The organism is Agrobacterium sp. SORGH_AS 787, assembly GCF_030819035.1.
In the GTDB taxonomy this organism is placed as follows: Bacteria; Pseudomonadota; Alphaproteobacteria; order Rhizobiales; family Rhizobiaceae; genus Agrobacterium; species Agrobacterium larrymoorei_B.
The window spans coordinates 303763-318130 of the sequence record NZ_JAUTBG010000001.1; the positions used below are offsets into that span (position 1 = coordinate 303763).

At 57.3% G+C, this 14368-nt stretch carries 13 protein-coding genes; 2 read left to right on the plus strand and 11 right to left on the minus strand.

Features of this window, described 5'->3' with window-relative positions:
- The first annotated feature begins 55 nt into the window (after positions 1-55).
- Positions 56-1237: a M20 aminoacylase family protein gene (locus QE435_RS01295; RefSeq protein WP_349039931.1), complete on the plus strand. Its 1182-nt coding sequence runs from the start codon at positions 56-58 to the stop codon at positions 1235-1237.
- A gap of 152 nt (positions 1238-1389) precedes the next feature.
- On the opposite strand, the gene QE435_RS01300 is transcribed toward QE435_RS01295, so the two are convergent.
- The 9 genes from QE435_RS01300 to QE435_RS01340 all read right to left on the minus strand — a co-directional run bounded on the left by QE435_RS01300 (position 1390) and on the right by QE435_RS01340 (position 10702).
- Positions 1390-2769 carry a hypothetical protein gene (locus tag QE435_RS01300; protein WP_349039932.1) on the minus strand — a complete coding sequence of 460 codons (1380 nt, stop codon included), beginning with the start codon at positions 2767-2769 and terminating at the stop codon, positions 1390-1392.
- 415 nt (positions 2770-3184) lie between these two features.
- Complete coding sequence (locus QE435_RS01305; RefSeq protein WP_306929878.1) at positions 3185-3475, minus strand: hypothetical protein; 291 nt, start codon at positions 3473-3475, stop codon at positions 3185-3187.
- 248 nt (positions 3476-3723) lie between these two features.
- On the minus strand, positions 3724-4704 hold the full coding sequence (locus QE435_RS01310) for a 3'-5' exonuclease (RefSeq protein WP_349039933.1): 981 nt from the start codon (positions 4702-4704) through the stop codon (positions 3724-3726).
- Positions 4705-4834: 130 nt separating this feature from the next.
- Positions 4835-5383: a VOC family protein gene (locus QE435_RS01315; RefSeq protein WP_349039934.1), complete on the minus strand. Its 549-nt coding sequence runs from the start codon at positions 5381-5383 to the stop codon at positions 4835-4837.
- 52 nt (positions 5384-5435) lie between these two features.
- Positions 5436-6281 (minus strand): ATP-binding cassette domain-containing protein, encoded by an 846-nt coding sequence (locus QE435_RS01320; protein ID WP_349039935.1) that lies wholly within the window; start codon positions 6279-6281, stop codon positions 5436-5438.
- Entirely contained in the window at positions 6278-7153 is an 876-nt protein-coding gene (locus QE435_RS01325) for an ABC transporter ATP-binding protein (protein WP_349039936.1), read from the minus strand. The genes QE435_RS01320 and QE435_RS01325 overlap by 4 nt, the downstream gene beginning before the upstream one ends.
- The gene (locus tag QE435_RS01330; RefSeq protein WP_349039937.1) at positions 7150-7995 is read right to left on the minus strand and encodes an ABC transporter permease; all 846 of its coding nucleotides are present in this window, start codon (positions 7993-7995) and stop codon (positions 7150-7152) included. The genes QE435_RS01325 and QE435_RS01330 overlap by 4 nt, the downstream gene beginning before the upstream one ends.
- A 55-nt stretch (positions 7996-8050) precedes the next feature.
- Positions 8051-9061 (minus strand): ABC transporter permease, encoded by a 1011-nt coding sequence (locus tag QE435_RS01335; protein ID WP_349039938.1) that lies wholly within the window; start codon positions 9059-9061, stop codon positions 8051-8053.
- Positions 9062-9166: 105 nt separating this feature from the next.
- Positions 9167-10702, minus strand: a complete 1536-nt coding sequence (locus tag QE435_RS01340) for an ABC transporter substrate-binding protein (protein WP_309769173.1) — start codon at positions 10700-10702, stop codon at positions 9167-9169.
- A gap of 316 nt (positions 10703-11018) precedes the next feature.
- Here QE435_RS01340 and QE435_RS01345 point away from each other — a divergent pair, with 316 nt between their 5' ends.
- A complete protein-coding gene (locus QE435_RS01345) occupies positions 11019-12626 on the plus strand; it encodes an NAD(P)/FAD-dependent oxidoreductase (RefSeq protein ID WP_349039939.1) in 1608 nt (535 codons plus the stop codon).
- 112 nt (positions 12627-12738) lie between these two features.
- Here the strand turns inward: QE435_RS01345 and QE435_RS01350 are convergent, their stop codons facing one another.
- Positions 12739-13341, minus strand: a complete 603-nt coding sequence (locus tag QE435_RS01350) for a nucleotidyltransferase family protein (protein ID WP_349041103.1) — start codon at positions 13339-13341, stop codon at positions 12739-12741.
- Between the two features lie 78 nt (positions 13342-13419).
- Positions 13420-14346 (minus strand): XdhC family protein, encoded by a 927-nt coding sequence (locus QE435_RS01355; RefSeq protein ID WP_349039940.1) that lies wholly within the window; start codon positions 14344-14346, stop codon positions 13420-13422.
- Between the last annotated feature and the right edge of the window lie 22 nt (positions 14347-14368).

Consider the following 14368-nt stretch of genomic DNA (forward strand, 5'->3'; position numbering starts at 1 on the left):
CCAACTTGGCGCCAGCCTCGCGGCTGGCGTCCTTTTCGAGACCTTGGTGGACCCAATGCTGAATGACAATCACTATGCACGTGTTTCCGATTTCGAACCAATGGAAGCAGAACTCAGGGCAACGCGCCAGTATCTGCACGCCAATCCCGAGCTTTCGCTGGAAGAGGCGGAGACCGCTCGATACGTGGCGGAGAAGCTTGAGGCATGGGGCTATGAGGTGACCCGAAATGTCGGCGGTCATGGCGTCGTGGCGCGTTTGAAGAACGGCACCGGAACCAAAAGCATCGGCATTCGCGCCGACATGGATGCGCTTCCCATCTTGGAGGAGACAGGATTACCCTATGCCAGCAAAGCGCCCGGCAAGATGCATGCCTGCGGCCATGATGGCCATACGACGGTTCTGCTCGGTGCTGCTGAATATCTGTCACGCACCCGCCGTTTCGACGGCACGGTGACACTGATCTTCCAGCCCGCGGAAGAAAACGGGAAACCCTCCGGTGCGCAGAAAATGATCGAGGATGGCCTCTTCGAGCGCTTTCCCATCGATGCAATCTTCGGCCTGCACAACCATCCGGGTGTGGCTGAAGGGACAATTTTGACGCGCTCTGGGCCGATGATGGCGTCGTCCGATACGGTCAAAATCACCATCAAAGGCAAAGGCGGCCACGCCTCGCGCCCTCACCTCACCATCGACCCCATTGTCGTTGCCTGCAACCTCGTCGTCTCGCTTCAGACGGTCGTCTCCCGCAACATCGACCCCACCCAGACAGCCGTCGTCACTGTCGGCACGATCCATGCCGGAGAAGCGGTCAACGTCATCCCGGAATATGCGAAGCTGGCACTCAGTGTGCGCTGCTTCGAGCCCAAGGTCCGCGAACTTCTGGAGCGCCGCATTACCAAGCTCGCACAGTCGATAGCAGAAGCCTATGACGCGACAATCGAACTCGAATACGAACGCGGTTACCCTGTCGTGAGCAATTCTGAAGCCGAAACCGCCTTTGCGCGGCTCGTGGCGGAAGAATTGATCGGCAGCGACAAGGTCACCACCTGCCCCCTGATCCCCGGAAGCGAGGATTTCTCCTATTTCCTCGAACGCAAGCCGGGCAGCTTTCTGCGCCTTGGCAACGGCCTGAACTCTGCCATCCTACATAGCCCGAAGTACGACTTTGCCGATGGAAGTCTGACGGTGGGCGCCGCCCTTTGGGCGCGCTTGGCAGAACGCTTCCTGCAAGAATGATACTTTTGACCAGAGCCGAACGGGGGCTTGGCAAGGTTCTCAAGCGGACGAAACGTCCTACGCGCTATAGCCTGCATTAAGGCACATCAATATCGGGATCGTAGACCGCTTCCGCGACGAAACGCTTACCTCCCAGGTTCGAATGCGAGCCTTCACGCCACCTCGAGGTGTGAGGGCGCCAAGCCTTTTGCGGAGACCGGTTCTGAAGACTTGGAATGTGAGTGGGAAGCGTTTAGTCGCCGAGCCACGATATCGTGGTTGAGCCACAGGACCGGACCGGAGGGTTTGGACGACTCGCCGAAAATCAGCTGACCCGTTGCCTTCACGACGAGACCGCTCAGGAGGTCGCTGATCATCACCTTGCTATCCCGATGCATCCGGGTAATCTCATTGGAAGTGCCGATCGTGAGGTCGGCCTGCGCTTGACTATTCGCCATTGGCCATGCCGAAAAATCGTAAAACGGGTGCATGACCTCGCTGGCCTGCATCTCGGTGATCTTATCGAAGACGTCCTTCATGGTTAAGCCGTCGGCCAAAAGCATCTCGCAAGCTTGCCACTGCTCATCGGCCCACGTCCCGCCGTTCTCTTTCTTCAACGCCAGGAGCAACGGTATGAGGGGCAGTTCGATGCCGGTGAATACATCAGACGAATTGGTCCGGATCTCTGGACAGTTGTAGACAGTCGCTTTGATGCCTGTTGCCCAGGCTTCCTGTGCGATCCCTTCGAGCCGCATCTTCGCGTAGCCCTGGGTGTAATTTGTATAGGTCTGCCAACGGTAGTTTCCGTCGATGAGAACCGCTGATCCATGGTAACCATAAGCGGTGTATCGGACTTGGCCGCCCGAAGCCTCGACACGTTCACGGATGGCCGCGCTGAAATCGATGAGATGGCGGAACGTGTTTGCGGAAACCTCGTCGAAGTTTTGCAGAATGAGTTTCCCCAGATCGCTATCGACCAGCCTCTGCGATGACATATGGCGAGGTCCGGTCCCCTTGTAAATTCGATTGGCGATGACGAGAAACACCTTCGCCTTCGGGATGCCGCCAGCCATCGTGTGGGCGAAGAAAACATTGCGACCATCGGCGATCATTCCGTCCAGAACGGTCATGACCTTTGAAAGCGACTCCGTAAAGCGCGCAGTGGCAATGTCGCGGCATTGCGCAATATAGTCCCAATCGAGCTTGTCCTGTTCCCAGCTCTCGAGCGTCATCTTAGCCAGGAGATCGGTCGGCGTCGGGCCGCCTTCGGGCGCATCGAGATCGAAGCCCGCCATAAGGGGTATATTGATGATCTTACCGCCCAGCTGGGCCTCCGCCGCAGACAACTCATCTGCGTCGAGGGGGCGCAGTGCGTTGTTCTCGTCGCGCCGTCCAACGGTGATTCCGACAATCTCCATCCCAGCCCGCTTGGCTTCGTCGAGCAAGCCGGTCGCGTATCCGCGACCGAACAGTTCGCCGAAAAGTACAAAAACATCGCCTCTACGGAAGACCGTGTTTTCGGAAAGATGATTCAGTGCGACCAGATTTTTCATGCTGTCAGCTCTTTACTTCATTTGTTGGCGAGGGCCACCTCACGCGAACTTTCACGAACACATGCCCGCAATCGCGCCGAATAGGAACTCATTTTCGGTGACTGTTTATTTCAAAACGTGAAGTCGGCCTCTGCCGGTTCTACAGCAAGGCGAGACCTGGCGGTCTTCAGGCCTCAGTGGTGATAGGCAGAAGCGACAGGCGGTGGCGTGGCCGTTCGGAGTATCGCAATTCCCGCTCGCGATCGTCGCTGTCGCTTTGATGAGACTTCTATTTGCCCCCAACGCGAACGTCGTCGGTGTCTGCGCTTGGGTCAAAAGATCGAATGATCACACGAAGCCTGTAATGATTGATGCCGAGATCGTCCGCCGGTGCCCGCGCTTCCGAACCTTTCAAAAGGTGCAGCCGGAACAACACTCAGCGATTGCGCGTGCATGCATATCCTGGGGTAGAAGCTGCCTTCGAAGCTCTCACCGGCACGCGGCGCGCCAAATCTTCTTGAAGCAGAAGGTGACGAATTTCGCCGAGTATCTCAGCCCGCCGCGACGCTTTATCCGCCAGCCGCCGGGAGAGATCGCCATCTGTTGCGTCAGCTGCGAAATGGTTTGATGTTTCGTTTTCAACAATATCGCGGAGGATGTTCATGAGCACAAGGTTCTTCTCGTGCATCTGAGTCACCATTTCCTTCACGTTAAAACGCTGAGACATGACCGTCATTCCTGCTCAAGATTAAACTCTCACTCCTAACGAGCCAGAACCGGAATGGTCCCCCTTATCAATCGACATTCGCCATTTTAGTCAGCCTCGCGCAAGCTTCGAGCCAAAGCAGTCGATCAAAGCAAGCGAATTGCGCAGCCGCATTGATGCATCAGAGATGTTCCGGACTCCGTTGCAAGCATCTGAGGGCGGCGAGGCACTGGAAGCAGGGTCAAGCGTTGCGCTGCCATCGAAGTGCGTCATGCACGGAACCGGTCGAAAGCGGTGAGGCGTTTGATTGGTGGATCGACGTCAGGATATCTGTAGATTTCTGCCCTAAGGTAGCAGAGCTCCTCCTCAAGGGTTTCCTCCCCGACCTCGATCCACCAGGATTTGGGACGACCGTCACTTCCGTCGGACCAGCGGTAACCTCGTGCCTTCAGATGATCCTTCATATCAAAGGGACTGTTCTCCGCAAAGATCCGCACTTTGGACCTCTGGCTCGCCTCATAAAGTTCGGCAAAAGCAGTGGAAGGCACTCCGTCAACTTCCCGAGCCAGGACCTCCAGAAGTGCAAAGCAATCATCGACCGCACGATGGCCCTCATGAAAATACCCGGCCTGCCCAAGCAGATACCCGAGCTTCGTCCCTTCATACCCGCGCGAGGACCAATCGACCTCGGCGTTGGAACACGCCCACGCTTTGCCGGAAAAAATCGCGGAAAACACCTCACAAAACGGCCTGTCGAAGCGCGCATTGTGGGCGATCAGCAAGTCAGCCGGTGCGATCAGCGCCTCAAGAGCCACCATGTCTATCGTCTGGCCGGACACCATATCGTCCGTGATCCCCGTAAGCTTGGTGATCTCCGCAGGAATAGCGCCGCCCGGCTGCTGAAGCCCGCCATAGACGCCCGTCACGTCGCCGATAACGCCTGTTGCATCGAAGGTGAAGGCGACTACGCCAATCTCGATGATCTCGTCCTTTCGATAATCAAGACCTGTGGTCTCTGTATCGATAATGATGCCCTGGAGGGGGTATTCAGGCCGGGGAGCAGATCTGATTGCCCGAGGAACAAGTTTGTTCAGGATTCTATAGCGTCCAGTCATCCTCAGATGACGGACCATGTCTTCTTCCGTAATAGAAATGGCATGCTTATCGGACCTCCGGGATTTTGAAGGGCTATGCGACACCGCATTGCCACGCAGGTCCTGATCCGAAAACATGTCAATCTGTTCTGTCATGCCTGCAATCGAAACCCCGGCGCCAATCTTGTGTCTTCAAAACACAGCTAGATCGGCAGATCAACCGCGTTGGCTGGACAGTCCACGCTGTTCGGCGGAGCGCCGTTGGGCTCGACACCCCTCATCCCTCTCAAGCGCCAGGTTGTTCCGGGTTCCACAAGAGGATCGGACTGGTGCTCTCGTAAGCCATACCGTTTGGATAACTGATCGCCTCAAACTGCAGGCCCCAAGGCGCTTGAAAATAAAGGATTGATTGACCAGCGATAGGGCCATCCTGGATAGGAAGGGGTCCAAGGCGTGTTTCGACGCCCATCTCGTCCAGATAGGCTTTTGCTGCGGCGATGTCGCGCACATAGAAAGCAATGTGAAAAGCACCGATATCGCTATTCTTCTGCTGTAGATCGCGCTGGTCTGGTGCGGAATATTCGAAAAGCTCGAGATTTGAACCGTTGCCACAACGGATCATGGCTGCGCGTTCGATACGGGCTCGTGGATGAACGCCGAGCGCCTCGGTCATGAAACTCCCTTCCGGATCGCCGATCGGTCCGAAAGTGAGCACATGGATACAACCAAGCACCCTGTCGAAGAAGTCGATGGCCTCATCGAGGTTCGGTACGGTAAGCCCGGTGTGGTCGTGACCGACGAGGCCCGGAAGACCTTTTTGGCTGGAAGAATTCATGACAGGTCTCCGATCAGGCTGCGATCTTGTTCTTCGAGTTTGAATGCCGCGTTCATGCGGCTGGCTCAAGCGAAGGCGCTGGCCGCGTCAGCCAGCCATCATCGATTTCGGGAAGAGGAATGGCATCGAGCAGCAGGCGCGTGTAAGGGGTTTTGGGAGCATCGAAGACGGCTTCACATGTCCCCTCCTCCACCACTTCGCCGAAGCGCATGACGGTAACGCGGTCGCATATGGCGCGGATGACAGAGAGGTCATGGCTGATGAAAGCCATGGCAAGGCCCATCTCCTGCGATAGCTCTTTCAGCAGGTTTAGCACCTGCGCCTGGGTCGAGACGTCGAGACCGGAGACGACCTCATCGGCGAGTACGAAATCCGGTTTCATCAGCACGGCGCGAGCGATGCCAATTCGCTGACGCTGGCCACCGGATAGTTCATGCGGGGCGCGATCCAGCGTCACCGCGGGCAAAGACACGCGGTCGAGAATGGTGCGCACCTGCCGCTCGGCATCGCGACGATCACTCGTAAGACCATGCAGGAAAAGCGGCTCTGTCAGAATCCGGCGAATGGTGTGGCGCGGATTGAGCGATGCCATCGGGTCTTGGAAGATCATCTGCATACGCCGGCGCAACGGACGCATGGCCTCAGGAGACAGCTCCGTGATGTCCTGCCCATCAAAACGAATGGTTCCGGCCGAGACAGGCACCAGTTTCAGCAGCGCCCGACCGAGCGTCGTCTTTCCCGAGCCGGACTCCCCGACAATGCCGACTGTCTCCCCACGCTTGATCGACACATCGACACCGTGCAGAACACGAACGCCTGTTTCGCCGCGCCCGAAAAGCCCCTTGCTCGCACCATAGGTGACTTCGACGCCCTTGGCTTCAAACAGAAGATCGGTCATCTCACACTCCTCTCGGTAATGCCGATTTCGGCACGCAACTGCCGGAAGACAGCTTCGGGCACGGGCTCCAGCCCTGCATCGGGTCGATCGTAACGCGGGCCTGCAGCGAGCAGCGCGCTGGTGTAGGCATGCTTTGGTGCAGTCAGCAGATCTCTGGTTGCGCCATGCTCGATAACCTTGCCAGCGTAAAGCAGAGTCACGCTGTCGCAGATCTTTGCCACGACACCGAGGTCGTGGGTCACAAAAATAACGGCGGTACCATGCGCTTCCTGCATGCGGCGAATGAGGCGCAGGATTTCCTTCTGCACAGTCACATCAAGCGCGGTCGTGGGCTCGTCGGCAACAACGAGCTTGGGGTTCAACGCAAAGGCGGAAGCGATCAGAATACGCTGGCGCATGCCTCCGGATAGCTCATGCGGATAAGCGTTCAACACCCGCTTCGGATCACGGATCTGCACCTCATCGAGAAGGTGGAGGGCACGCTGATGAGCTTCCCTTTTCCCCATGCCGAGCTTCAGCCGCAATCTGTCAGTGAGCTGCGCCTCGATCCGCCGCGCCGGGTTTAGCGCGGTTTGCGGGTCTTGCGGGATCAGCGTGATGTCGCGACCCATCATGTCGGCAAGCTCGCGGCGCGGCAAGGCGAGCAGGTCACGCCCCTCGAAGCGGATAAAGCCGCCAATAATCTGGACGGTAGACGGTAGAATGCCGAGTAGCGCCTTGGCAATGGTCGATTTGCCCGCGCCGGATTCACCGACGAGACCGCGCACCTCACCCCGTTCTAGAGTAAGCGAAACGTCACGAAGGACGGGCGCGCCACCGTCACGTGTGGAGATGGCACTGAGGCCTTCGATAGCAAGGAGGGGCTGGGTCATCGGCGCATCACCGGGTCTAGGGCTTTGCGCAGACCGTTGCCCAATTGGTTGAAGGCAAGAACGGTAGCGAAGAGCGCGAGGAGAGGAAAGACGAACACCCACCAACCCTGGTGGATCATCTGACGACCTTGCGCAATCATCCCACCCCATGTCGGGATGTCGGAGGAGAGCGATAGGCCGACGAAGGAAAGAATCGCCTCGACTATGACGGCGATGCCCATTTCAAGGCTGACAAGGGCGATGAGAACCGGGGCCACGTTCGGCAAAATCTCACGCCAGAGAATACGACGGCGCGAGAAACCGATTGTCTGGGCGGCCATGACATAATCAAGCTGGGCCTGCGCCATCGTCTCGGCCCGCACCACGCGGCAAAAGCGCGTCCAGTCGATGATGACGATCGCGGCAATGACCGAATGGAGGCCCGAGCCCAGGACTGCGACGAGCAGTACGGAAAGAAGCACCGGCGGGAAGGCCATCCATATGTCGACAAGGCGCGAGATGATCCGGTCCGCCCATCCGCCATACCAGCCAGCGGCGAGACCCATCAAGGTCCCGATAATGGCGGACAGGCTGGCGGCCACGAATGCAACGGTGAGCGCGATCCGCGAACCATAGAGCACACGGGAAAGAACGTCACGGCCGAGGTCGTCTGTGCCGAGATAGTAGCCCGGCTCCGCCCCTGGATAGCTCGCGGGCGGCATGTTGCCCAGCATCAGATCCTGCTCAAGTGGGTCTTTCGGCGCAATGGAGGGCGCAAAAATTGCAATGAGCAAAAGGATGAGGAGAAAGCCGCCGGCGATCACCACCCGCGGTTCACGCAAAAGCGGTTTGATTGTCTTCATCGGGAAACTCCGGAGGCGGACAGGCGCATCCATGTTGCTTGCTATCTCAGACATCTCAGCCATGGGCGGCGGTCCTCGGGTTTAGCCATGCTGCGATGAGATCGACCAGGATATTCACGAGGATGAAGATCGCGCCGAAGGTCAACACGATGCCCTGAATGAGAGGAAGATCTCGATTGATGACCGCATCGATCGCCATATTGCCGAGGCCGGGATAGGAAAAGATGCGCTCCACGATGACCGTACCGCCGATCATGAAGGTAAATTGCACGCCGGTAAGCGTCAGCGTTGGACCAACGGCATTGCGCAACGCTTCCTGAAGCACGAGCCGAAGCGGCGACATGCCTTTCAACCGCGCCAGCAGCACATAATCCTGCACCATGGCCTCCGCGAGTGCTTCCTTCAGCGTCCGGACAACGATCGCCGACAGAGGCAGGCCCAGCGCCAGCATGGGCATGACCATATGGGAAAGAACATCACCAAAAGCCGCGAATTTGAATGTGATGAGGCTTTCGATCAGGTAGAAATCCGTGTGAAAATCTGTCGATATTCCGGGATCTATACGACCGGATAAAGGGAAGAGCGGCCAGAAGACACCCAGCAGCAGGACAAGCGCCAGCGCCCAAACGAAATCCGGCACGGCAAGAAACAGGCCGTTGATGAAATCCAGCGCGGGATCGAGCGTTGTGCCCCGCGCGAGCACTCCCAGTATCGCGATCATGCCACCGGCAAGAACTCCGAAAACGAGCGCGGCAAAGGCAAGCTCCAGCGTTGCAGGCAAGCGGCCTCCGATCAATTCCAGGACATCGCGGCGTTGCGAGATCGATGTGCCGAAATCACCCTTCAGCACGTCGCCAAACCAGATGCCGAATTGCTGTGGCAGGCCGAGATCAAGGCCATAATGGGCGCGTAGTGCTGCGATGTCGGCAGGGGTCGCACTGGGCGAGATCATCATAGCAATCGGATCGCCCGGCACGATCCGCAAGAGACAGAAAACGATGACGGCGACGCCGATAAGCGTCAGCACCGCCATGACAAGACGATTGAGAAGATCGGAAATGGTCATGATCAAACCCTCCTGTTGCCGTCAGCGTCGGCATTGCCGAACGCGCGGTTCTGCGACAGGGTAAGCAGCGCCACGACGAACGGGCCGCGACGCTGCTCTGCTTCGTCAGGCCTTGGAGACTAAAGTCGGCTGAAGTGCGCTTGAAACATTGGGCGTGACTTTCAGCGAAGACTTGAAGACGATGGGCTGTACATATTGCAGGACCGGGATGACGTAACCCTGTTCAGCAATATACTTGTCCGCAGCCTTCCACCCGGCGATGCGCTTGGCCTCGTCCTTCTCACCCCAAAGCGGTCCGATCAGGGCGTCGACATCGTCACTCTTCCAGGCCGAGTGCGGCGACTTGGAGAACATGGCAAAGCCGGTCGATGTCGTCGGGTCGCCGATTGCGTTGCCCCAATTATAGAAGGCCGCAGGGGCGAGCTTGTGACCGGCGCGCAGTTCGAAGTGCTTGGCCACCTCGTAGACTTCGATCTCAGCTTCAATACCGACCTTGCGCCACATGCCAACGATCGCCTGGATCATCTCGTAATCTTTAGGCTTCAAGCCACGGGTGGTCTGGATCTTGAACTTGACAGGCTTGTCCTTGGAAAAACCCGATGCCTTGAGAAGCGCAACTGCCTTTTCTGGATCGTAGCCAACCTTGATGGAGGCGTCATAGGCTTCGTATTCCGGAGCTTCCAATGTGTCGATCGGAACGCCGTAACCACGAAGAAGCTTCTTGACGATACCTTCCTTGTCGATCGCGTGATGGGCCGCAAGCCGGACGTTCTTGTCGAGCATCGGTTCGACGTTGGTAATGAAGATCATGCCGATGTCGGAGATCGGCGAGGAGACGCCGCCGAGACCCTTCTTCGCCTTCAACCGGTCGAATTCCTCGTAAGGAATTTCGAGCGTGACATCCGAAGAGCCGGACTCGATTTCGGCGACACGGCTCGTTGGGTCGGTGACGAATTTGAAGATGACGGTTTCGAAAGCGGGCTTGCTACCCCAGTAGTTGGGATTTGCCTTGAGCCTCAGGAAAGAGTTGCCCTCGTAGGCGTCAAACATATAGGGGCCTGTGCCGACAGGTTTCTTTTCGAAACCTTCCGCCCCGACCTTTTCATAATAGGCCTTGGGCAGGACATAGCCGGTGAGGAAGGCCATCCACTTAAAGATCGTTGGGTCGAAGTTGAGAACATCGGCCGTGATCCGCTTGCCTTCAACCTTGTAATTGCCGATGCTGGCCCAGACGCTTGCGACAGGATTGCCGCTGTCGGGCTTGCCTGCGCGGGTGAGCGACCAAACGACATCTTCTGGAGTGAAGTCCGAACCGTCATGCCACTTCACGCCTTCGCGGACATCCATCCAGACCTTGGTTTTATCGTCGTTCCAACCCCAATCCGTCAGCAATCCGGGCTCGAAGGAAAGATCGGGCTTCTGGCCGATATATTGATCGTAAATTGAGCGATAGATCGCCTGGATTGCAGGGTTCACGCCCGATAGTCCCACCGTCCCGTCAAAAGACGGCAGGTTAGAGTTGAAGGCAATCGTCAGAGTATTTGTTTCTGCGGCCTGAACTGGAATTCGTCCGGCAAGAATGCCGGTCAGAACGGTAGCCGCACCTAGTCCCAGTACGCCACGACGCGTCATGTCAGTCATTTTGGACTCCTAAAGTTCCCCTTGAAGGACTTCCGGTGTTTCCCGGATTAGTTATTGTTTTAAACTTAAAATTAAAATCGCGATTTTGACAAGAGCCCTGTGGCCCATTTGCGAAAATAATATGAAAAAGGATATTTCTTGATACGGCCTCTCAGGTCGTCATCACCTCAACTTCGCCCGCATTCGCGGGGGATGGAGCCACCGCAAACCCAGATAACTAGGGATAAGGCGCGGGCGAGGCTGCGATGGAAAGGGGAAATATCAGAGCGTTCTGAAGCCGACTTATTTTAAGCTTGATGGATTATCGAGAAGATGTATGCATACAGAAATAATCAAAACACTGGTGGACGAGATGGCTGATTTCGATGCGGTGGTTCTAGGCGCGGGTCACAACGGGCTTGCGGCCGCAGTTCATCTGGCCGCGAGAGGCTGGAAGGTCGCGGTGGTGGAAGCCAAAGCGAGTGCGGGCGGTGCGGTAAAGACCCAGGAACTGATCGAACCCGGCTTCCGTCACGATCTGGCAGCGATGAATCTCTCGATGTTTGCTGGGTCCGCATTTCATCAGACCTATGCTCAAGAGCTTGCCGCCCATGGTCTGAAATTCGTGCCCGCCTCCAAATGTTTTGCCAGCGTTTTTCCAGATGGGACCCATCTCGGCATCGGCACCGACCTTGCGATCAACAAGGCGGCGATCGCTGAACTGTCGGCTAAGGATGCCGAGAGCTTCGCCGCGATGTCGGCTGATTTTGGCGCCAAGGCTCCGCATCTCTTTGGGCTTCTGGGCGCGCCAATGCCTTCGCTTGAAAGCGTGAAGACCGTTTGGAAAGCCTGGAGAGCCGGCGGCACTCCTCTGCTGACAGACCTGCTCCGACTGCTTCTTTCGTCGCCACGCGGTTTTCTTGATCGGCACTTTGACAATGAGAAGCTGAAGGTGACCATAGCGACCTGGGGTCTGCATCTTGACTTCCCCCCGGACGCGTCCGGGGGCGCGCTCTTTCCCTATCTGGAAACGATGGCTGATCAGGCCTTTGGCATGGTGATTGGCGAAGGCGGCGCGGATACCATCATCAAGGCAATGGTGAGCCTGCTAGAGAGCAAAGGTGGAGAAATTTTCCTCAATTCTCCCGCTAGCTCCGTGGAGGTTTTCAGTGACACGAAGAAAATCGTGACGCTCGCGGACGGACGCAGGCTGACGGCGAAGCGCGCCATCATCTCCAACATTCACCCCAAGCTTCTCTTTGACGGCATCTTGAAAAACAATCCGCTCCCGCCGAGATTTGTTGACGGACTGAAGGCGTATCGCGCTGGACCAGGCGCAATGATGATCCATCTGACATTGGATGACTTGCCGGATTGGGCTGCCTCTCCAGAGCTGAAATCCTACGCTTATGTCCACATCGCGCCCACGCTCTCTATGATGACGAGAGTCTATGACGACGCAATCTCCGGTCTTCTGCCGCAAGAGCCTGCCCTAGTCGTCGGTCAGCCAACCGCGCTCGATCCAACCCGCGCGCCGAATGGCAAGCATGTGCTCTGGGTGCAGGTGCGTGTGCTTCCGGCAGAGATCAAGGGCGATGCTGCTGGCGAGATCGACGCGAAAGACTGGCTGTCTGTGAAAGATGCCTATGCGGAGCGCGTCATTTCGATCATCGAGAATTATGCGCCCGGTTTTCGTTCAAAAATCCGTGGGCGGTCTGTTTGGTCACCGCTGGATCTGCAGGCAGAGAACCCCAATCTGATCGGCGGTGACAGCCTGTCTGGTTCGCACCATCTCGACCAGAACTTCCTCTTCCGCCCGGTTGCAGGCTATTCACGCTATAAGAGCCCTGTTGAGGGTATTTACATGTGCGGAGCGGCGACGTGGCCAGGTGCGGGAACGGGTGCTGGCTCCGGCTTCATGCTGGCGAAAATGCTTGCGAGATAGCAGGCGGGCAGACTGGAGATAGCGTTGGGCAAGTTCCTGAACGCCGGCCGCGTTTTGCCAAATGGAGAGTATAATCGCAGACCTCTCTCGACAGGTGCGGGAGGCTGTGTTTCTAGGTCGTTAGAGAACCGCCTGCAGACCTGATGGCGTCTACCGTATCAACATCACTGAGAGCAGCAGGACCAAGATCGACCAAACGAATTTCTACTCCTGCGTTTTGAAGAATTGCTTTAGCGCCTTCGTCGCCTTTCAGTTGCGTCATCCTCTCGAACAGATGAGCCGGAATCACAACCGGATGCCCGGCTTGATCCCCACTCGCTCCACGAACCAATTGACGACCTTCCAACGCACGGAACGCCGCAATCAGCCGATCGATGTGCTCTTCTGTGATGGCTGGCATATCCGCAAGCATAATGAGCGCACCAGCGCAACTGCCAAGGCTTTCGTGCCTGAACCCGCAGCTAAGCGAGGTCCCCATGCCGGATAAGAAATCTTCATTGAACACGATAGATAGCGGAAGATCGCCAATCACCTGTTCGATCTCCGAGGATCGGTGTCCGGTCACAACAACCACCGAAGAAAGCCCGGAGCGAAGCATCGTCTCAGCCGACTTTCGCACGAGTGGCGCCCCGTCAAACTCCGCCAAGAGCTTATGATGCCCGCCCGCTATTCTGCTCGATTGGCCCGCAGCGAGAAGTATCCCGCCTACCCTCATCACATCCGAACTCCTTCACTCCGAGAATCCATATATACCAACGCCTGCTCTCCCCAAAAGCGTCGCGTATTTTTGGTGTCAGGGAGGGAAGGTTTCCAATCTCGCGGCAGCCACATCCGCAAGCACCGAAAGTGCCAGCGACGCGGCATCGCGTGTCGGACCGAAGAGACCGATCGGCGCACGGATACGATCGATGCATTCCGAGGAAACGCCTGCTGTGCGCAACAACTCTGTGCGCCTTCGATGCGTGCGGGTGCTCCCCAGCGCACCGATGTAGAAAGCTGGGGACTGCAAAGCGCGCTCCAAGACAACCGCTTCCAGATCGAGATCATGATGAAGGAGCACCACCGCTGTGAACGTATCGATGTCGATCGCGTCCAAGTTCGTCGAAGAGGACAGTAACTGCACGTCATAGCCGGAAGCCTGCGCCAAGCGGGAGACTGCCTCGGCTTCCGCGGTTTGGCCGGAAATCACGACACGGGTGAGTGGACGATAGACGGACAGGAAATGGTCCTCGTACCATCCAGAGCGAGGTGGAGCAGTTGGACTATGTGTCAGCGCCCGCGATTTTGCGTCATAGCTCAGCGCGACGGTCCGCCGGGCGGAAAGCTGATAAAGAACGGTCTCCAGCGGCTCGATGGCGTGAAGCACATGGATGGCGATCGTCAAACCGCCTCCGCATGGAAGAACAATATCGAAAAATGGCGAGCCCTCGCCGTAGTTCACAACGCGGTCGGCGCCATCCGCAATCGCCTCCAGGGCCTCGGCCGCAACAGCAGCCTCAATGCAGCCACCGGACAAGTATCCACAATAATGTCCGTTCGATGATACGGCAAGGTGTGCGCCAAGGGAGCGTGCAGCCCCACCTCGAATTTCAACCAGTGTCGCAAGAGCAGCTCTGCCACAACCCAAAGCGTCTAAAGCAAAGCGAAGTATCTCCGCCGGATCGTCAGAACTGTTTGCCCGTACGGGTACCGGCAGTGCGGTGGAGATGGAAGCGCTCACATCATTCCCTCAAAGTGAGCGG

What these genes read in the sequence shown, in the direction of transcription:
- QE435_RS01340 (WP_309769173.1), bottom strand. Translation starts at nt 10,702, where the DNA reads ATGACTGACATGACGCGTCGTGGCGTACTGGGACTAGGTGCGGCTACC.
- QE435_RS01310 (WP_349039933.1), bottom strand. Translation starts at nt 4,704, where the DNA reads ATGACAGAACAGATTGACATGTTTTCGGATCAGGACCTGCGTGGCAAT.
- QE435_RS01295 (WP_349039931.1), top strand. Translation starts at nt 56, where the DNA reads ATGCTGAATGACAATCACTATGCACGTGTTTCCGATTTCGAACCAATG.
- QE435_RS01335 (WP_349039938.1), bottom strand. Translation starts at nt 9,061, where the DNA reads ATGACCATTTCCGATCTTCTCAATCGTCTTGTCATGGCGGTGCTGACG.
- QE435_RS01330 (WP_349039937.1), bottom strand. Translation starts at nt 7,995, where the DNA reads ATGAAGACAATCAAACCGCTTTTGCGTGAACCGCGGGTGGTGATCGCC.
- QE435_RS01315 (WP_349039934.1), bottom strand. Translation starts at nt 5,383, where the DNA reads ATGAATTCTTCCAGCCAAAAAGGTCTTCCGGGCCTCGTCGGTCACGAC.
- QE435_RS01305 (WP_306929878.1), bottom strand. Translation starts at nt 3,475, where the DNA reads ATGTCTCAGCGTTTTAACGTGAAGGAAATGGTGACTCAGATGCACGAG.
- QE435_RS01345 (WP_349039939.1), top strand. Translation starts at nt 11,019, where the DNA reads ATGCATACAGAAATAATCAAAACACTGGTGGACGAGATGGCTGATTTC.
- QE435_RS01350 (WP_349041103.1), bottom strand. Translation starts at nt 13,341, where the DNA reads ATGAGGGTAGGCGGGATACTTCTCGCTGCGGGCCAATCGAGCAGAATA.
- QE435_RS01325 (WP_349039936.1), bottom strand. Translation starts at nt 7,153, where the DNA reads ATGACCCAGCCCCTCCTTGCTATCGAAGGCCTCAGTGCCATCTCCACA.
- QE435_RS01320 (WP_349039935.1), bottom strand. Translation starts at nt 6,281, where the DNA reads ATGACCGATCTTCTGTTTGAAGCCAAGGGCGTCGAAGTCACCTATGGT.
- QE435_RS01300 (WP_349039932.1), bottom strand. Translation starts at nt 2,769, where the DNA reads ATGAAAAATCTGGTCGCACTGAATCATCTTTCCGAAAACACGGTCTTC.